Source organism: Pseudonocardia sp. Ae505_Ps2, from assembly GCF_001932425.1.
Classification (GTDB): Bacteria; Actinomycetota; Actinomycetes; order Mycobacteriales; family Pseudonocardiaceae; genus Pseudonocardia.
Map to the genome: position 1 here is coordinate 5,192,529 of NZ_MCIP01000001.1, position 17,881 is coordinate 5,210,409.

Annotated in this window: 16 protein-coding genes; 7 read left to right on the top strand and 9 right to left on the bottom strand. The window is 73.5% G+C overall.

Annotation, left to right across the window (positions count from 1 at the left end; translation table 11 throughout):
* Nucleotides 1-6 precede the first annotated feature (6 nt).
* The 3 genes from Ae505Ps2_RS24290 to Ae505Ps2_RS24300 are packed head-to-tail and all read left to right on the top strand — an operon-like array spanning nt 7 to nt 4,518.
* Nucleotides 7-993: an ABC transporter substrate-binding protein gene (locus tag Ae505Ps2_RS24290; RefSeq protein WP_075554024.1), complete on the top strand. Its 987-nt coding sequence runs from the start codon at nt 7-9 to the stop codon at nt 991-993.
* A gap of 52 nt (nt 994-1,045) precedes the next feature.
* Nucleotides 1,046-2,752 (top strand): ABC transporter ATP-binding protein, encoded by a 1,707-nt coding sequence (locus tag Ae505Ps2_RS24295; protein ID WP_075554025.1) that lies wholly within the window; start codon nt 1,046-1,048, stop codon nt 2,750-2,752.
* Nucleotides 2,749-4,518, top strand: coding sequence for an ABC transporter ATP-binding protein (locus Ae505Ps2_RS24300; RefSeq protein ID WP_075554026.1), 1,770 nt, complete (start codon nt 2,749-2,751; stop codon nt 4,516-4,518). The genes Ae505Ps2_RS24295 and Ae505Ps2_RS24300 overlap by 4 nt, the downstream gene beginning before the upstream one ends.
* A gap of 52 nt (nt 4,519-4,570) precedes the next feature.
* Here Ae505Ps2_RS24300 and Ae505Ps2_RS24305 read toward each other — a convergent pair whose 3' ends face one another.
* Nucleotides 4,571-4,783 (bottom strand): MbtH family protein, encoded by a 213-nt coding sequence (locus Ae505Ps2_RS24305; RefSeq protein ID WP_020625570.1) that lies wholly within the window; start codon nt 4,781-4,783, stop codon nt 4,571-4,573.
* A gap of 34 nt (nt 4,784-4,817) precedes the next feature.
* A complete protein-coding gene (locus Ae505Ps2_RS24310; protein ID WP_075306813.1) occupies nt 4,818-6,212 on the bottom strand; it encodes a SidA/IucD/PvdA family monooxygenase in 1,395 nt (464 codons plus the stop codon).
* 659 nt (nt 6,213-6,871) lie between these two features.
* On the opposite strand from Ae505Ps2_RS24310, the gene Ae505Ps2_RS24315 reads away from it, so the two are divergent.
* Nucleotides 6,872-8,221, top strand: a complete 1,350-nt coding sequence (locus Ae505Ps2_RS24315) for a GGDEF domain-containing protein (protein ID WP_075306815.1) — start codon at nt 6,872-6,874, stop codon at nt 8,219-8,221.
* A 40-nt stretch (nt 8,222-8,261) separates the two neighbouring features.
* Here Ae505Ps2_RS24315 and Ae505Ps2_RS24320 read toward each other — a convergent pair whose 3' ends face one another.
* The 5 genes from Ae505Ps2_RS24320 to Ae505Ps2_RS24340 all read right to left on the bottom strand — a co-directional run bounded on the left by Ae505Ps2_RS24320 (nt 8,262) and on the right by Ae505Ps2_RS24340 (nt 12,828).
* Nucleotides 8,262-8,891 carry a TetR/AcrR family transcriptional regulator gene (locus tag Ae505Ps2_RS24320; protein WP_020625567.1) on the bottom strand — a complete coding sequence of 210 codons (630 nt, stop codon included), beginning with the start codon at nt 8,889-8,891 and terminating at the stop codon, nt 8,262-8,264.
* Between the two features lie 32 nt (nt 8,892-8,923).
* Nucleotides 8,924-10,075, bottom strand: a complete 1,152-nt coding sequence (locus Ae505Ps2_RS24325) for an acyl-CoA dehydrogenase family protein (protein WP_020625370.1) — start codon at nt 10,073-10,075, stop codon at nt 8,924-8,926.
* 35 nt (nt 10,076-10,110) lie between these two features.
* Nucleotides 10,111-10,872 carry a 3-hydroxyacyl-CoA dehydrogenase gene (locus tag Ae505Ps2_RS24330; protein WP_075306817.1) on the bottom strand — a complete coding sequence of 254 codons (762 nt, stop codon included), beginning with the start codon at nt 10,870-10,872 and terminating at the stop codon, nt 10,111-10,113.
* Between the two features lie 35 nt (nt 10,873-10,907).
* Entirely contained in the window at nt 10,908-12,065 is a 1,158-nt protein-coding gene (locus Ae505Ps2_RS24335; RefSeq protein WP_020625372.1) for an acetyl-CoA C-acyltransferase, read from the bottom strand.
* 112 nt (nt 12,066-12,177) lie between these two features.
* Complete coding sequence (locus tag Ae505Ps2_RS24340; protein ID WP_020625373.1) at nt 12,178-12,828, bottom strand: Pr6Pr family membrane protein; 651 nt, start codon at nt 12,826-12,828, stop codon at nt 12,178-12,180.
* Between the two features lie 132 nt (nt 12,829-12,960).
* Between Ae505Ps2_RS24340 and Ae505Ps2_RS24345 the strand changes: the two genes are divergently transcribed.
* Nucleotides 12,961-13,863, top strand: a complete 903-nt coding sequence (locus Ae505Ps2_RS24345; RefSeq protein WP_075306819.1) for an SAM-dependent methyltransferase — start codon at nt 12,961-12,963, stop codon at nt 13,861-13,863.
* Between the two features lie 151 nt (nt 13,864-14,014).
* Here the strand turns inward: Ae505Ps2_RS24345 and Ae505Ps2_RS24350 are convergent, their stop codons facing one another.
* Nucleotides 14,015-15,313: a dicarboxylate/amino acid:cation symporter gene (locus Ae505Ps2_RS24350; protein WP_075311902.1), complete on the bottom strand. Its 1,299-nt coding sequence runs from the start codon at nt 15,311-15,313 to the stop codon at nt 14,015-14,017.
* Between the two features lie 530 nt (nt 15,314-15,843).
* Here Ae505Ps2_RS24350 and Ae505Ps2_RS24355 point away from each other — a divergent pair.
* Nucleotides 15,844-16,308 carry a (2Fe-2S)-binding protein gene (locus Ae505Ps2_RS24355; protein ID WP_233147774.1) on the top strand — a complete coding sequence of 155 codons (465 nt, stop codon included), beginning with the start codon at nt 15,844-15,846 and terminating at the stop codon, nt 16,306-16,308.
* Nucleotides 16,308-17,285: a xanthine dehydrogenase family protein subunit M gene (locus Ae505Ps2_RS24360; RefSeq protein WP_075554027.1), complete on the top strand. Its 978-nt coding sequence runs from the start codon at nt 16,308-16,310 to the stop codon at nt 17,283-17,285. The genes Ae505Ps2_RS24355 and Ae505Ps2_RS24360 overlap by 1 nt, the downstream gene beginning before the upstream one ends.
* Before the next feature lie 247 nt (nt 17,286-17,532).
* Here the strand turns inward: Ae505Ps2_RS24360 and Ae505Ps2_RS33705 are convergent, their stop codons facing one another.
* Nucleotides 17,533-17,805, bottom strand: coding sequence for a hypothetical protein (locus tag Ae505Ps2_RS33705; RefSeq protein ID WP_249265405.1), 273 nt, complete (start codon nt 17,803-17,805; stop codon nt 17,533-17,535).
* Between the last annotated feature and the right edge of the window lie 76 nt (nt 17,806-17,881).

Sequence of the window (17,881 nt, forward strand, 5' to 3'; positions counted from 1 at the left end):
GCCCCTATGCCCCGATCCCTGCTCCGTGCGCTCGCCGCGTGCGTGGTCCTGCTGCTGGCGCTGGCCGGCTGTGCGTCCGGGGGTACCGGCGACACCGCGCAGCCCGCCCCCAGCGGCGAGGCCGCCGGAGCCTTCCCGGTCACGCTGAAGCACGCCTTCGGCGAGACGACGATCCCGGCCGCACCGCAGCGGGTGGTCACCGTCGGTTTCAACGACGCCGACTTCGCACTGGCCGTGGGGGTGAAGCCGGTCGGGGTCCGCGAGAACATCGGCGACTACGACTACGCGAAGCGCCCCTGGGCGCAGGAGGCGCTCGGGGGGACGCAGCCGCAGCTGCTGACCGGAGCCGAGATCCCGATCGAGCAGGTCGCCGCGCTGAAGCCCGACCTGATCCTCGGCGTCTGCTCCTTCATGGACCAGGCGACCTACACCGCGCTGTCGCAGATCGCGCCGACCGTCGCCCAGGGCACCCCCGACGGCACGAACCCCGCAGGCTGGGAGGAGCAGACCCGCATCACCGGGCAGGCCACCGGCCGCACCGAGCAGGCCGAGCAGGTCATCGCCGCGACCCGCGCGAGGTTCGACGAGGCCAAGGCCGCCCACCCCGACTTCGCGGGCAAGAACCTGAAGATGGACTTCTTCATCGAGGGTGTCCCCTACGACATGGGCACCGACGACCTGCGCGCCCAGATCTTCGCCGGCCTCGGTTTCGCCGTCCGGCCGGACTCGCAGACCCTCTCGCTGGAGCGCCAGGGCGACCTCGACAGCGACGTGCTCGTGGTGCTGGGCCGCTCGCGCGCCGAGTCCGAGGCCGACCCGGTGTTCCGGGCGATCCCGGCGGTGCAGCAGGGCCGGGTGGCCTACCTCGGGCCGTTCGAGACCGAGTTCGCCGCCGCACTGGGCTACTCCAGCCCGCTGTCGCTGCCCTACGCACTCGACACCGTGGTGCCGCAGCTCGATGCGGCGCTGAAGGGGCAGGCACCGGGGAACTGAGCCCACCGCCGACCGCGTCGGGCGTCGATGTTGGCAAGGCTATCCTGACACAATGGACGTTCCCACCCGCCAGGCGGAGTCCGGCCGGTCCGTGTTGCGGGGGTCGCTGGGGGCCTTCCGTGGACGGCTCGCCGCGGCGGCGGCGCTGTTCTGCGGCCACCAGGCGGGTGAGGCACTCGTCCCCGTCCTCGTCGGGGTGGTGATCGACCGCGGGATCGCGGCCGGCGACCCCGTCGCCCTCACCGGCTGGTTGCTGGTCCTCGGACTGGACTTCCTGTTCCTGTCCACCTGCTACCGCTTCGGCGCCCGGCACGCCTGGTCGGCCGACGTACGCGGCGACGCCCGGCTGCGGCTGCAGGTGGCCGGGCGGCTGCTCGACCCCCGCGGCGGCGCCGAGGCCGGACGGCTGCCCGGTGAGCTGGCCTCGATCGCGGTGTCCGACGCGAAACGTGTCGCCGTGGTCAGCTTCATGCTCCCGCTCGGGCTGGCCGCGGTGACCGCGGTCGTCGTCGCGGCGATCGCGCTGCTCACCATCTCGCTGCCGCTGGGGCTGCTCATCCTGCTGGGCTCCCCGCCGCTGCTGTGGGCGATCCAGCGCATCGGCACCCCGCTGGAGCGGCGCAGCCACGCCGAACAGGAGCGGGCGGCCGCGGCCTCCGGGGTCGCGGCCGACCTGATCGACGGCGTCCGGGTGCTGAAGGGGCTCGGGGTCGAGCCGGCGGCCCAGCGTCGCTACCGCCGGGTCAGCCGGGAGGCGCTGGGCGCGACCCTGTTCGCCACCCGGGCCGAGGCCGGCTTCCTCGGCTCGGTCCAGCTGGTCAACGGGCTCTTCCTCGCCCTCATCGCACTGGTCGGCGGGCGACTCGCCGCCGACGGCCAGCTCAGCATCGGCGGCCTCGTCGCCGCCGTAGGCCTCGCCCAGTTCCTGGTGGGCCCGCTCGAGGTGTTCGGCGCGGTGAGCCGCCAGCTCGCCCAGGGCCGCGCGTCCGCCGGCCGGATCGCGACGCTGCTCGGCAGCGAGCACGCCGTCACCGCCCGGCCCGGGTCCGGGAGCGCCGCCGCGGCCGGGGACGGCGGGCTGACCCTGCGCGGGGTCCGCACCGTGGGCCTGTCCGGCGTGGATCTCGACGTCGCACCGGGAACCATGCTGGGTGTGGTCACCGACGACGCGGCGACCGCACTCGGGCTGGTCCGGCTGCTGGGCCGCGAGACCGACCCCGTCGACGGCCGGGTCGAGGTCGGCGGGACCGACCTCACCGCGCTGGAGTGCATCGACGCCCGCGCCGGTGTTCTCGTCGCCGCGCACGACGCACACCTGTTCGCCGGCACCGTGCGCGACAACGTCCTCGCCGGGTGTGCGCCCGGGACCGACCCGGCCCCGGCGATGGCCGCGGCTCGCGCCGACCAGGCCGCGGAGGTCCTCCCCGACGGGGCGGACACCGCGGTCGCCGCCCGGGGCAGCTCGCTGTCCGGGGGTCAGCGGCAGCGGATCGCCCTCGCCCGGGCCCTCGCCGCCGACCCCCCGGTGCTCGTGCTGCACGACCCGACCACCGCGGTCGACGCCGTCACCGAGGCCGCGATCGCCGACGGGCTGCGCGCGCTGCGTCGCGGCCGGACCACCGTCGTCGTCACCACCAGCCCGGCGCTGCTGGCCGCCGCCGACCGGACCGTCGTCCTGCGCGGCGGCCGGATCGCCGCGGACGGGACGCACAGCGAGCTCATGGCCGACCCCGACTACCGGAAGCTGGTGACCGGATGACCACCCGCCTGCCCGTCGCCGACGGGGCACGGATGCGGGCCGTCCGCGGCGAGCTGCTGCGGCCCCAGCGCGGCACCGCGCTGCTCGGGCTCGTGACGCTCGTCGGGGCCGCCGCGGTCAGCCTGCTCACCGCACCACTGCTCGGCCGGATCGTCGACCTGGTCGCCGACGGCCGGGGTGCCGACGCCGTCACCGCCCCGGTGCTCGGCCTGGTCGGGGTCGCGGTCGGGCAGGGCGTGCTCGCGATGCTCGGCGTCGCCCTGGTCGCCCGCGTCGGCGAGACGGTGCTGGCCGGGCTGCGCGAACGGTTCGTCGACCGGGCGCTGCACCTGGACCTGGAGCAGCTGGAACGGGCCGGGTCCGGGGACCTGACCTCGCGGGTCACCGACGACGTCAGCGTCGTCGCCGAGGCCGTGCGCGAGGCGCTGCCCGAGTTCGCCCGCTCCGCGCTGCTGATCGGCCTGACCCTCGTCGCGCTGCTCGCGCTGGACTGGCGGCTGCTCCTCGGCGCGCTGCTCGCCGTCCCGATCCAGGCCTGGACCGCGCGCTGGTTCCTCGCCCGGTCCGGCCCGATCTACGCAGCACAGCGGATCGCCTACGGCGACCAGCAACAGCAGCTGCTCGACACCGCCGCGGGGGTGTCGACCGTGCGGGCGTTCCGCCTGCACGACCAGCACCGGGACCGGGTCGCCGAACGCGCCGACGCCGTCGTCGGGCTCGCCATGCGGGTGATCCGGCTGCAGACCCGGTTCTTCGGCCGGCTCAACGCGGCGGAGTACCTGGGTGTGACCGGTGTCCTGGTCGCCGGCTTCTGGCTGGTGACCTCCGGTGAGGCCACGATCGGCACGGCCAGCGCGGCGGCGCTCTACTTCATCAACCTGTTCGGCCCGGTCAACGTGGTGCTGTTCCAGCTCGACGTCGCCCAGTCCGCGATCGCCGGGCTGCGCCGGATCGTCGGGGTCGCCGACCTCGCCCCCGAGCCCGATCCCGCCGAGCCCGCCCGGCCGGACGGCTCCCGTGTCCGCGCCCGCGGCCTGACCCACGCCTACGTCGACGGACACCCGTCGCTGCGCGGTGTGGACCTCGACGTCGAGCCGGGCACGCGGGTCGCCCTGGTGGGCGCGAGCGGCGCGGGCAAGTCCACCCTGGCGAAGCTGGTGGTGGGGCTGCACCGGCCGTCGTCCGGCCGGATCGAGATCGGCGGCGCCGGCCTCGACGAGCAGGGCCCGACCGTCCGCCGGGACACCGTCGCGCTGGTCACCCAGGAGGTGCACGTGTTCGCCGGGACGCTGGCCGAGGACCTGCGCCTGGCCGCCCCGGACGCCGACGACGCGCAGCTGCGCGCCGCGCTCGACACCGTCGGGGCGCTGGCCTGGGCCGAGGAGCTGCCCGGGGGCCTGGCGACCCCGGTCGGGAACGGCGCGCACGAGCTGGACGTCGTGCAGTCCCAGCAGCTCGCGCTGGCCCGGCTCGTGCTCGCCGACCGGCCGGTCGTGATCCTGGACGAGGCCACCGCGGAGGCGGGCAGCTCCGGGGCCCGGGCGCTGGAGGACGCGGCGCTCGCCGCGGCTCGCGGGCGGACGACGGTGGTCGTCGCGCACCGTCTGACCCAGGCGGCCACCGCCGACCGGGTCGTCGTCCTCGAGGACGGCCGGGTCATCGAGCAGGGCCGTCACGACGAGCTGGTGGCCGCCGGGGGCACCTACGCCCGGCTGTGGAGTGCCTGGTCGGGTCTGCGACCCGACCAGGCACCCGATCTCGGCTGAGTGGCGCGGCGCCCCGGACCAGGCGGCGCCGGGGATCAGGCGTCGGTGCGGATCAGGCGTCGGTGCGTTCGCGCAGGCTGCGCGGTCGCAGGTCGGTCCAGTTCCGTTCGACGTAGTCCAGGCACGAGGTCCGGTCGGCCGGCCCGTGGACCGAGGTCCAGCCCGCCGGGACCTCGGCGAAGTCCGGCCACAACGAGTGCTGACCCTCGTCGTTCACCAGCACCCGGAAGGTGCCGTTCTCGTCGTCGAAGGGGTTGGTGGACATGGTTCTCCTCCGGTGCGGGGACGTGGTGGGGAGCTCAGACGGTGGCGGTGTCGCGTCCGCTCGCCTCCGGGGAGGCGACCGCCGTTCCCCGGACGAGCGAGGCGACGATCTCTCCGGACCGCACGGCGATGTTGGACAGCAGGGTCGAGGTGATGCCGTGCGTGTGCTCGGTCGGACCCTGCAGGTAGACGCCGGCCCGGACCGTTCCGCCACCGGGGAGCGCACCGGTGCGGACGCGGTAGTCGCGCTGCACGTCGAGCCGGCCCTGTCCGTCGCGCCCGCAGGCCTGCTGCAGGCCGGCGTCGAGCAGCCACAGCGGGTCGGCCGACCGGTACCCGGTCGCGTAGACCACGGCGTCGGCGGTGATGACCTCGCGCTCGCCGTCGATGAGCGACTCGATGGCCAGTTCCACCCGGTCCCCGACGTCGACGACGTCGGCCACCCGGGAGACGTTGCGGAAGCGCAGCCGCTCCCGGCCGGCGACCCGCTCGTGGTAGTGCGTGCGGTACAGGCCCTCGATCAGCTCGGGGTCGACCACCGAGTAGTTGGTGTTGGCGTGGTAGCCGAGGATGCGGTCCTTGACCTCGTCCGGGGCGGTGAAGAAGTCGTCGACGGCGGCCGGGTCGAAGATCCGGTTGGCGAAGGACGTGTCGTCGGCGGGGCTGTAGCCGTAGCGGGCGAACACCGCGTGCACCTCGGCGGTCGGGAAGGTGCGGTGCAGGTGCTCCACGGTCTCCGCCGCGCTCTGCCCGGCCCCGACGACGGCGAACCGCGCGGGCGAGGCGCCGGCGAGCTCGCGGGTGCGGAAGAGCAGGTCGCGGTTGTGCCAGATGCGTCCACCTGCGGTGATCCCGCGCGGGAGGACCGGGGTGAGCCCGCAGGCGAGCACGACGTTGCGGGTCCGCAGCCGCTCCACCCGTTCGCCGGTGCGCACCACGACGTCGAGGAGGTCGACCACCCCGTCGCCGGGCACGGGCTCGATCTCGACGACCTCGCTGCCGTAGTCGACGGTCACCGGGGAGCCCGCGGCGTCGCTGACCTCGCCGACCCGTGCGGCGGCCCACTCCAGGTAGTCGTGGAACTCGCGGCGGGTGGGGAACGACGAGCCGTAGTTGATGAAGTCGGCGAGCCGGTCGCGGTCGTGCAGGTAGGACAGGAAGGAGAAGCCGCTGGTCGGGTTCCGCAACGTCACGAGGTCCTTGAGGTAGGACACCTGCATGGTCGCGTCCTCGAGCAGCATCCCGCGGTGCCAGCCGAACCGATCCTGGCGCTCGACGAACCGGGCGGTCACCCGCGCGTCGGCCGGGGCCGCCGCGTTGTGCTCCAGCAGGGCGATCGCGATGCCGAGGTTCGACGGCCCGAACCCGACCCCCACTACGTCGAGTACCTCCGGGGCGGAGTGGGGGTTCGCGTTCGCGGGGTTCGCCATCACGGTCCTTTCGTTGCTTCGGCACGCCTCAGATAAGGCGAGGCTAACTGCAACACGAAGGTGGACGTCCCGCCTAGGGGGTGATCGTCGGAACCCGGCCGCAACGGCTCGTCTGCGCTGGTCGGAGCAGTGGAGTGACGAACGTGTCACCCGTTCAGAGTATGGAGTGCAGGCGCGCACACACCGCCGGACGAGGGTGTCGCATGCCCCGTCCGAGCGTCACCGGTTCTGACGACAGGGACACGGGCAGGGACGGGTACGTGCCCGGGACCCGACCCGACACCGGTCGGCGGCCACGGACGGCGGCGCCGCGCGGGACGACCGAGCGTCCCGCGCGGCGCCGATGACGGTTCACCAGTCCCAGTTGCGCACGAGCACTCTCCCCTCGACCGGAGTACTTCTCACCGTCCCGGAACGGACGCCGTTGCGGTCCGCACGTCAGGACGCACGGCACGCTCCACGATCGAGTGATGACAGGTCCAGCGTAAGCGATGGACAACGCTCCGTCACGGTTTAACGCAATCCTGAGGCGTTCGTCGTCGGTTTCGGGCCGCTCGGCGCGGACTCGGGCCGCTGCGACACGAACGGCAACCGCTTGCCCTACTCCCGCGTAGCCTCGACCCGATACCCCTAACGCACCCGACGAACAGGCAGGCGACGTGACCTCTGGCCCGGTGGCACCGCGCCCGGCACGGCGTCGCCGTCGTGTGCTGGACGCCCGGTCGCTGCTCGGCCTGCCGGTGCGCCCGCTGCTGCTCGTCCTGGCCGTGGAGTCCGCGGCGGTGGCCGCCGTCGTCGCGGGCGCGCTGACCGGGGCCGCGCCGACGCGGACCGACGCGCTGCTCTGCGGGCTGCTGATGCTGGTGGCCGCGGTGCACACCGAGCTGTCGGTCAACGCCGAACGCCTGCGGCGCCGGATCGCCGAGACCCGCTACATCAACATGACCTCGGTCTGGACCTTCGCGGCGGCGCTGCTGCTGCCGCCGGTGCTCGCGACGGCCGTCGTCGCCGTCATCTACGTCCACCTCTACCTGCGGGTGGTGCGCCCGAGCGGCACGCCGCCGCACCGCCAGGTCTACAGCGCCGCCACGGTCCTGCTCGCCGTGCACACCGTCGCGGGACTGCTCGCGCTGGTCGGCGGCTGGGGCGGGGCGCCGGCGACCGCGCAGAACGCGGCGCTGGTGCTGGGCGCGCTGGTCGCCTACACGACGGTGAACACGCTGCTGGTCGTGTCGGTGCTGCGACTGACCGCACCGGGGTCGCGGTTCCTCGCGATCCTGTGGGGCGGTGACATCGGGCTGGAGCTGGCGACGCTGTCGATCGGCGGGCTGGTCGCCGTCGTGCTCGCCAACACCTCCCCCTGGTTCGCGCTGCTCGCGGTGCTGCCGCTGCTCGTCGTCGAACAGACGACCCTGGTGCGTCAGCTCGAGGCACAGGTCGACACCGACGCCAAGACCGGGCTCCTCAACCCGGCGGCGTGGCGCTGGCGCAGCCGCCAGATGCTGGAGCGGGACACACGCACCGACCGCGCCGGCGCGGTGCTGATCCTCGACCTCGACCACTTCAAGGCGGTCAACGACCGGCACGGCCATCTGGCGGGCGACGACGTGCTCCAGGCCGTCGCCGACGTCCTCACCACCGAGGTGCGCGACGAGGACCTGGCCGGCCGGTTCGGCGGCGAGGAGTTCGTGGTCACGCTCGGCGGGATGCGCGCCGACGACACCCTGGACGACCGGGCCCGCGAGGTCGCCGAGCGGATCCGCCGGGGCGTGCGCGCGCTGGAGGTCGACACGGCCACCGCGGGCCGGGTCACCGGGCTGTCGGTGTCGGTCGGCGTCGCGACGACACCGGACCACGGCACGGACCTCGACGGGCTGCTGGCCGCCGCGGACGCCGCGCTCTACGAGGCCAAGCACGCGGGCCGCGACCGGGTCGCGGTGCGGCCGCCGGCGCCGCCCGTCGTTCCCGAGGGTGCGACGCCGCCGTTCGGGCTGAGCTTCGGCACCTGAGAGCTACCGCACCTGAGGACTCCGACACCCGGGGCGCCGGTCACGGCCCGAGCAGCACCCGGGCCAGGTCCTTCCACTGGGGCAGCATCGGGTCGCTGCCCGGGTCGCGCGGGTCGAAGGTGTAGGTCAGCGAGGTGCCGCGCATCGAGGTGAGCAGCAGGTCGCGCAGCTGCTTGAACCGCGGGCGGCCGGCGAGCTCGTCGCCGAACATGCGGGCCATCGACGCCCGGATCGCCGCGCCGAGGCGCTTCTCCTCGGGTCGCAGCGCCTCGGCGATCTCGGCGTTGGACCGGGCCGCGGTCCAGAGCTCCACCGCCGCCCAGAAGTGGGGCTCGGAGAAGCTCTCCCACAACAGCTCGATGACCCGGTCGGCCCGCTCGAACGAGCCGACCGGGTCGGTCTCGACCACCCGTCGCACGCGTTCCTCGGTGTCGGCGACGCGCTTCACCGCCAGGTGCTGCGCAGCCGCGACCAGCAACCGGTCCCGGCTGGGGAAGTGGTGCAGCAGCCGGCCGCGCGACACGTCGGCGGCCGACTGGATGGTCAGGGTCGTGGAGCCCGAGTAGCCGCCGTCGATGAGGCAGGCCACGGCGGCGTCCAGGATCCGGGCGCGGCTGTCCTCCGACCGCTGCGCCCGGCTCCTGACCGCCGGAGGGTGTTCGGAGTTCATGATGTGCTCATGATCGCCTGTCGGTCATCGGCTCAGAGTCCCAGACCCCGGCCGATCACCTCCTTCATGATCTCGGTGGTGCCGCCGTAGATCCGGGTGATGCGGGCGTCGGCGTAGGCCTTGGAGACCGGGTACTCGCTCATGTAGCCGTAGCCGCCGTGCAGCTGCAGGCAGCGGTCGGCGACCCGGCCCTGCAGCTCGGTGCACCAGTACTTCGCCTTCGACGCGTCGACGGCGGTCAGCTCGCCCGCGTTCAGCGCCCGCACGCAGTCGTCGACGTAGTGCTCGGCGAGGTCGATCTCGGTGTCCATCTCGGCCAGCGCGAACTTCGAGTTCTGGAACGAGCCGACCGGGGACCCGAACGCCTTGCGCTCCTTGACGTACTCCAGGGTGTTCGTCAGCACCGTCCGGGCCGCGGCCACCCCGGCGACGGCGATCGACAGGCGCTCCTGGGGCAGCTTCTCGACCAGCTGGACGAAGCCCTTGCCCTCCTCGGGCCCGAGCAGGTTCTCCACCGGCACCTTCACGTCGGTGAAGGAGAGCTCGGCGGTGTCCTGGGCGTGCATGCCCAGCTTGTCGAGGTTGCGGCCGCGCTCGAATCCCTCCATCCCGCGCTCGAGCACCAGCAGGCTCATGCCCTTGTGCTTCTGCGACGGGTCGGTCTTCACCGCGACGACGACGAGGTCGGCGTTGATCCCGTTGGTGATGAAGGTCTTCGCGCCGTTGACGACGTAGTGGTCGCCGTCGCGGATGGCGGTCGTCGACATCGACGCCAGGTCCGAGCCGATGCCCGGCTCGGTCATCGCGATGGCGAGGATCTTCTCCCCCGCCACGACGCCCGGCAGCCATCGCTGCTTCTGCTCGTCGGTGGTGTAGGCGAGCAGGTAGGGCAGCACGATGTCGTTGTGCAGAGTCAGGCCCAGCCCCGAACCGGCCGCACCGACGCGCAGCACCTCCTCGGAGACGATCGCGTTGAACCGGAAGTCCCGCACCCCGCCGCCACCGAACTCCTCGGGCGCGTCCATGCCCAGGAACCCGTTGGCGCCGGCGGTGGTGAACAGCTCCCGGGAGACGACGCCGTCGCGCTCCCACTGCGCCTCGTGCGGGGCGATCTCCTTCTCGACGAAGGCCCGGAAGGCCTCGCGGAAGTCCTCGTGGTCGGACTCGTAGAGCGTGCGCTTCACGGCGCCGCCTCCTCTCTGGGGTACCGGCAGGGGGACTAGCGGGGCTGCATGCGGATCGCGCCGTCGAGACGGATCGTCTCGCCGTTGAGCATCGGGTTCTCCACGATGTGGGCGGCGAGCTTGCCGTACTCCGCGGGCTGCCCCAGCCGCGACGGGTGCGGCACCTGCTTGCCCAGCGAGGTCTTGACGTCCTCGGGCAGACCGGCCAGCAGCGGCGTCTCGAATAGACCGGGGGCGATGGTGTTGACCCGGATGCCGATGCTCGCCAGGTCACGGGCGATCGGCAGGGTCATGCCGACGATGCCGCCCTTGGACGCCGAGTAGGCGGCCTGGCCGATCTGGCCCTCGAAGGCCGCCACCGAGGCGGTGTTGATGATGACGCCGCGGTCGCCGTCGACGTGGTCGGACTTGGCGATGCGCTCGGCCGCCAGCCGGATCACGTTGAACGTGCCGATCAGGTTGACGTTGATGACCTTGGTGAAGTCGGCCAGCGGGAACGGGCCGGTCTTGCCGAAGGTCTTGATGCCGTTGCCGATACCGGCGCAGTTGACCGCGACGCGGACGGTGCCGAGCTCCTCGGCGGCGTCGAGGGCGGCCGAGACCTGCTCCTCGCTCGTGACGTCGGCGGCGACGAAGCGGACGTTGTCCCCCAGCTTGTCGGCGACGGCCTCGCCCTGCGACGACGGCAGGTCGATGATCAGGACCTTGGCGCCGAGCTCCACGAACTTCTCCGTGGTGGCCAGGCCCAGGCCGGACGCACCGCCGGTGACGACGGCGACGGAACCGTTGATGTCCATGTTCTGTCTGTTTCCTTCCGGGTGGGGAGCGGGTGTCAGAGGAGTTCGAGGATGGTGGCGTTGGCCTGGCCGCCGCCCTCGCACATGGTCTGCAGGCCGTAGCGGATGCCGTTGTCGCGCATGTGGTGGACCAGGGTGGTCATGATCCGCGCGCCGGAGCCGCCGAGGGGGTGGCCCAGCGCGATGGCGCCGCCGTTGGGGTTGAGCCGCTCGCCGACACCGGACGCGGTGTCGGTGGTGCCCGCGATGTCGGCCAGCCAGGCCAGCGGCACCGGCGCGAACGCCTCGTTGACCTCGAACGCGCCGATCTCGTCGAGCGACAGACCGGAACGCTTCAGCGCCTTCTCCGTCGCGGGGATCGGGGCGGTCAGCATGATGACCGGGTCGGCGCCGGCGAGGACCGCGGTGTGCACGCGGGCGATCGGGGTCAGGCCGAGCTCGCGGGCCTTCTCGCTGGTGGTCATGAGCAGCGCGGCGGAGCCGTCGGAGATCTGCGAGGAGTTGCCCGCGTGGATGACGCCGCCCTGGTCGGCGTCCTTGAACACCGTCTTGAGCTGGGCGAGGCCCTCGACGGTCCCGCCGCGGCGGACCCCCTCGTCGGCGGTCACGCCGGCCAGCGGGGCGAGCTGACCGTCGAACCGGCCGTCGTCCTGCGCGGCGGCGGCGCGCTCGTGCGACAGCAGCGCGAACTCGTCGAGCTGGGTGCGGGAGAAGCCCCACTTCTCGGCGATCATCTCCGCGCCGACGCCCTGGTTCGGGGCGACCCCGTAGCGGGTGGCGAAGTCGCTGCCGAACGGGTCCTGGCCCTGCAGCGAGGACCCCATCGGCACCCGCGTCATGGACTCGACACCGCCGGCGACGGCCACGTCGTACTGCCCGGCGATCAGGCCGGCGGCCGCGAAGTGCACCGACTGCTGGCTGGACCCGCACTGGCGGTCGACGGTCACACCGGTGACGGTCTCGGGGAACCCGGCGGCCAGCGCGGCGTTGCGGGCGATGTCGAAGGTCTGCTCCCCGGTCTGGGACACGCAGCCCCACAGGACGTCGTCGATCTGCGCCGGGTCCACGCCCGAGCGCTCGACCAGGCTGCGCAGAACGTGCGCGGACAGGTCCGTGGGGTGGACGTCCGCCAGGCCGCCCTTGCGCTTGCCGACCGGGCTGCGTACGGCCTCGACGATGACTGCGTCTCGCACGGTGTTCGCTCCTTCGCGACGGTGGACGGCACCCGGGTCGGGGCCGTCGACTCACCTGCGACGGTAGCAGGAAACAGTCAGAGTTGACTGTCACGAATCCGTGCGACGCCGCTCACGCCCGCCCGGGGACGACCTCGCCCACCGCCCGCCCGGGGACGCGGGACCCGGTCCGCCCGGCCAGCAGGACCAGGTAGCCCAGGACCAGGAATCCGGCCGCCAGCCGGAGGACGTTCCAGGCCAGCCCACCCGCCCCGACGGCGTCCGGGTCCAGGAAGTAGTACGGCGCGCGCCGGCCGGCCCCGTTGAGCACGGCCAGCGCCAGCCCGAGGTACGCGGCCGGGAACAGCAGCCACACCGGCGGGTGCCACCAGCGCAGCCCTCCGCGGGCGGGCCGGACGAGGACCCAGTCGGCCAGCGCCAACACCGGCACGACGATGTGCAGCAGCACGTTGGCCGGGGTGAAGCCCGTCGAGCGCCCGGACAGGAACAGCACCCAGACCAGGCCGGCGACCAGCAGGTAGACCACGACCGCACCACGGACCGCGGGCCGCGCGTCGTACCGGCGCCCCAGCAGGGTCCAGAGGTAGAAGGCCGCGGCGAGCAGGTTGACCTGGTAGGTGAAGGTGGTCAGACGCCAGGCCACGCCGCTGCGCGAGGTCAGTTCGACCACGACCAGCGCCGCCAGCACGCAGGCGACGACCGCCCCGCGCAGGACGACGGCGACGACGGCGACAGGGACCTTGCGGGGCGCCGGGAGATGCACGGGGGATCAACGCCGGGTGCCGCCCACCGGGTTCCCGTGATCCGGACGAGTGATCCCGGTCATGCCGCGGTGCGCCGTCGCACGGCATGCCGCACCATGATCGTGAGCATTGCTCACCTCCTGGGAGGACCGATGTCCGGAGTACCGCACGGCAACGTCCCGGCCGGTGGCAACAGTGTCCCCGGCGGGTGGGACGTCACCCGCAGCGTCGGCGCGACCGCACTGGCCGTCGCCGCGGCCCGCGCCGCCGAGGCCGAGCGCCCCGACCCGCTGGTGGTCGACCCGTACGCGCGCGCACTCGTCGACGCCGCCGCGCCGGGGCTCCCGCTCCCCCGCGGTGCCGACGACGACGGCGGCGTCGGCTGGCGGGCGCTGGTCGACATGATGGCGATCCGCACCCGGGTGCTCGACGCCGCGCTGCTGGCGGCGGCCGCGGACGGAGTGCGGCAGGTCGTCGTCCCGGCGGCCGGGCTCGACGCGCGCCCCTACCGGCTGGCCTGGCCGGACGGCACGTCGGTGTACGAGATCGACCAGCCCGAGGTGCTGGCCCACAAGCAGCGGGTCCTCGGCGCCACCGCTGCCCGGGCGCGGCGGGTCGCGGTGCCCTGCGACCTGCGCGACGACTGGCCGGGCGCACTGCGCGGGTCCGGTTTCGACCCCGGCCGCCCCACTGCGTGGCTGGTGGAGGGCCTGCTGGCCTACCTGCCGCCGGAGGCGGAGGCGGACCTGCTCGCCCGGGTCGACGAGCTGTCCGCGCCGGGCAGCAGGGTCGCGCTGGAGGCGGTGGACCTGGCCGTCGCCGACGAGTACCTGCACACCGACGAGGTCCGGGCGATGGCCCCGGCGATGGGCAGCGACCTCGCGCAGCTGTGGGACACCCGGCGCCGCCCCGCGCCGGCGTCGGTGCTGCGCGCGGCGGGGTGGGACGTGCGGGAGCGGCCCCTCGGCGAGCTGGGCGCGGATCTCGGCCGGCAGCTCACGGGCCCGGTCGGCACGCTGGTCGCGCACGTCCTCATCGTCGAAGCGTCCCGCTGACCCGGCTCGGGACGCGCCACGGCCCGCCGTCCGCGCGACGGGCGCGGTACGGCGGGCCGGGCGGTCCGACCGGCGGCGGTCAGACCGAGGAGGTGCGTCCGGCGACGGACGCGGCCTCCTGCGACGCGCCCGCCGTGTCCGGCTCGGCGGGCTAGGCGGTGACCGGGCCGGTCGCGTCCCCGCGGTCGAGGATGCCCTCCTGCGCGGCGACGAGCGTCGGCACGGTGATCTGCCCGGCGACGTTGGTCGCGGTGCGCATCATGTCCAGGATCGGGTCGATCCCGATGACCACGGCGATACCGGCGGCGATCACCGCGGGCGGCATCCCGACCGCGGCCAGGGTCAGCGTCAGCATGGTGAACCAGCCGGTGGTCCCGGCCGTCGCGAGCGCACCGAACACGGCGACCGCCGCGATCACCACGTACTGCCACGCGGCCAGCTGGATCCCCGAGATGTGCGCGATGAAGATCGTCGCCAGGGCCGGGTAGACGGCGGCACAGCCGTCCATCTTGGTGGTGGTGGCCAGCGGGACGGCGAACCCGGCGTAGTTGCGGTCCACACCCAGGTCGATCGCGGCCTGCCGGGACATCGGCAGCGTCGCCCCGGACGAGCGGGACACGAAGGCGAACTGCAGCACCGGCCAGGTGGTGCCGAAGAAGCGGCGCGGGCCGATCCCGGCCACGACCCCGAGAAGCAACGGGTAGACACCGAACAGCACGATCGCGCAGCCGAGGTAGACGGTGACGATGAGCCCGGCCAGTGAGGAGACGACGCCGCTGCCGTAGGTGGCGAACGCGTTGCCGATCAGGCCGAGCACGCCGATCGGGGCGAGCACGACGATCCAGCGGATGATCGTCAGGACGACCTCGAAGGCGGAGCGGGAGAACGCGACGAACGGCTCGGCCTTCTCCCCCAGCGCGTAGGCGGCGGCACCCACCAGCAGCGCGGCGAGCACGACCTGCAGCACGTTGTCGTCGGCGAAGGCCGCGACCGGGTTGTCCGGCACCAGGTTCGACAGCAACGCCTGCCAGGACCCGGCGGTGCGCTTGCCCACCGCCTCGACGGCGGCCGGGTCGGCGGCGATCGTGACGCCCTGCCCGGGCCGTCCGACGAGCCCGATCGCGATGCCGATCAGCACCGCGACCAGCGACGTCCCGGCGAACCACGCGACGGTGCGGCCGCCGAGCCTGGCCGCGGCGCGCCCGCCGCCGAGGTCGCGCAGGCTGACGATGCCGACCACGATCGCGAGGAACACCAGTGGTGCGACGGTGAACTGGAGCAGCCCGGTGAACAGGCTGCCGACGGTGTCCAGCGTGGACGCCAGCCCCTCCGAGCCGGTGACCCGGGCGGTCAGCCCGAGCAGGGCACCGAGCACGAGCCCGGCGACGGTGAGCAGAGCGAACACACGCGGGCGCTGCCAGGCGCGCGCGGCACGGACGACGAACGACACGGGGATCCCCCAGGAGATGCGGAACGGGCGTGGGCGGGGTGGCAGCGCCGACAGCCCGTGCTGGGACGACGACACAGGTCGATCACCCGCCGGCTCACCAGCCGCACACCCGTCCCCCGCACGGGTGATCACAACGCCTCCGTCCGCCGTGTTCTTCCCGCCGGACGGACCAGCTGCTCGGGCACGCGGGGCACCTGGACCATCGGGGGTGGGCCGAAGGGCGGATCGACGGTCCCTGGTTGAGCTCTCCGCAGCTCGCCAGTATCGACGCCGTCGACGTCCTGCTCGGACGGCCGGTCGTTCCGAGCCCTTCCACCGTTCTTCCAGCCCCGCGCGTCGGGGCGCGTTCGTGAGGAGTAGCGATGTCTCCCACCGACCCACAACAAGATCGTCCACACGGGACACGACGGTTGTCCCGCAGGTGGTTCCTCGGGGGCACCGGCGCCGTCGCGGCCGGGGCGGCGCTCGTCGTCGCGCCGAGGGTGGCCGAGACCGTGACCACGCCGACGGTGACGGCACCCGGGCAGAACCTGGTCGAGCTCACCCTGCGGGTGAACGGCGACCGGATCCACCTGCAGACCGACCCTCGGGCCACGTTGCTGGACACGCTGCGGGAGCGGCTCGCGCTGACCGGCACGAAGAAGGGCTGCGACCGCGGCCAGTGCGGAGCGTGCACGGTCCAGGTCGACGGCCGCCGGGTGCTGTCGTGCCTGACGCTCGCGGCGACCCTGGACGACACCGAGGTGACCTCGATCGAGGGCCTGGCCGACGGCGACGAGCTGCACCCCATGCAGCAGGCGTTCATCGACCACGACGGGTTCCAGTGCGGCTTCTGCACCCCCGGCCAGATCATGTCGGCGGTGTCGCTGGTGCAGGAGGGGCGAGCCGGATCGGACGAGGAGATCCGCGAGAGCATGTCCGGCAACATCTGCCGGTGCAGCGCCTACCCGGGCATCGTCGAGGCGGTCAAGTCCGGTCGGGAGGCGATGCGCTGATGCGCCTCTACGACTTCACCCGGCCCGGATCGGTGCGCGCGGCCCTGACCGCGGCGCACGAGAACAGCGCCTACCTCGCCGGCGGCACCACCCTCGTCGATCTCATGAAGCTGGAGGTGCTGGCCCCCTCCCGCGTGGTGGACATCAACCGGCTGCCGATGCGCGGGATCGGCGTCGACGCCGGCGGCCTGCACATCGGCGCGCTGGAGCGGATGAGCGACGTCGCCCTCGACGAGCGCGTCCGCACCCGCTACCCGATGATCAGCCAGGCGCTCGAGCTCAGCGCGTCGCCGCAGCTGCGGAACATGGCCAGCATGGGCGGCAACCTGCTGCATCGCACCCGGTGCGGCTACTTCCGCGACCTCACCACGCCCTGCAACAAGCGCGAACCCGGTAGCGGCTGCGCGGCGCTCACCGGGCACAACCGGATGCATGCGGTGCTGGGCACCAGCGAGAGCTGCGTGGCCACCCACCCGAGCGACGTCGCCGTCGCGCTCGTCGCGCTCGACACCCAGGTGCACCTGGAGGGCCGGCAGGGTGCGCGCACCGTCGCGCTCGCGGAGTTCTACCGCCTGCCCGGCGACAGCCCGCAGGTCGAGAACGACCTGCGGGACAGCGAGCTGATCACCGGGCTGACCGTGCCACCGCTGCCGTGGGCCACCCGGTCGACCTACGTCAAGATCCGGGACCGACAGTCCTACGAGTTCGCCCTGACCTCCGTCGCGGTCGCGCTCGACATCAGCGGCAGCCGGATCCGCAGCGCCCGGGTCGCCGCAGGCGGGATCGGGACCCGCCCCTGGCGCCTGGGTGCGGTGGAACGCGCCCTGGTCGGGCAGCCCGCCACCCTCGCCACCTACGAGGCGGCCGCGGCACCGGCCGCCGACGGCGCCCGGACGCTCCCGCACAACGTGTTCAAACCAGCCCTGCTCCGCCGCACCCTGGTGCGCGCCCTTCTCGCCCTGGGAGGGCAGTCGTGAGCACTCCGATCGGCAGCGACGTCGCCCGCGTCGACGGTCGCCTCAAGGTCACCGGCGCCGCCCGCTACACCGCCGACCACCCCGTCGACCGCCCCCTCCACGGGCACGTCGTGGTCAGCGCGATCGCCCGCGGCCGGCTCCGCTCCATGGACGTCGACGCCGCCCGCGGGGCACCGGGTGTGGTCGCGGTCCACACCCCGTTCGCGCCACTGCGGCTCTACCCCGCGCCGCCAGGGTTCGGCGAGAACTACGTCCCGCTGCAGGACCGGGAGGTCCGCTTCCGCGGCCAGATCATCGGCCTCGTCGTGGCCGTGACGTCGGAGCAGGCCCGCGACGCCGCCGCGCTGGTCACCGCCACGTACGACCAGGCATCCGCGCGGACCTCCCTGTCCGCCGGCCTGCCGGGGGTGCCCTCACCGGGCATGTCCCCCGAAGGCCCCTCGCCCAACCCGACGGTGCTCGCGCCCGGGGTGCGCTCGATCGACGCCGCGCTGCGCGCGAGCGCGGTCGTGGTGGACACGACGCTGCGCCAGGAGCCGCAGAGCCACGTTCCGATGGAGCCGCACGGGACCACCGCGGTGTGGCAGCACGACCAC

Coding starts and splice junctions, on each gene's coding strand:
- Ae505Ps2_RS24290 (WP_075554024.1), top strand. CDS start 7: ATGCCCCGATCCCTGCTCCGTGCGCTCGCCGCGTGCGTGGTCCTGCTG.
- Ae505Ps2_RS24295 (WP_075554025.1), top strand. CDS start 1,046: ATGGACGTTCCCACCCGCCAGGCGGAGTCCGGCCGGTCCGTGTTGCGG.
- Ae505Ps2_RS24300 (WP_075554026.1), top strand. CDS start 2,749: ATGACCACCCGCCTGCCCGTCGCCGACGGGGCACGGATGCGGGCCGTC.
- Ae505Ps2_RS24305 (WP_020625570.1), bottom strand. CDS start 4,783: ATGTCCACCAACCCCTTCGACGACGAGAACGGCACCTTCCGGGTGCTG.
- Ae505Ps2_RS24310 (WP_075306813.1), bottom strand. CDS start 6,212: ATGGCGAACCCCGCGAACGCGAACCCCCACTCCGCCCCGGAGGTACTC.
- Ae505Ps2_RS24320 (WP_020625567.1), bottom strand. CDS start 8,891: ATGAACTCCGAACACCCTCCGGCGGTCAGGAGCCGGGCGCAGCGGTCG.
- Ae505Ps2_RS24330 (WP_075306817.1), bottom strand. CDS start 10,872: ATGGACATCAACGGTTCCGTCGCCGTCGTCACCGGCGGTGCGTCCGGC.
- Ae505Ps2_RS24345 (WP_075306819.1), top strand. CDS start 12,961: ATGTCCGGAGTACCGCACGGCAACGTCCCGGCCGGTGGCAACAGTGTC.
- Ae505Ps2_RS24360 (WP_075554027.1), top strand. CDS start 16,308: ATGCGCCTCTACGACTTCACCCGGCCCGGATCGGTGCGCGCGGCCCTG.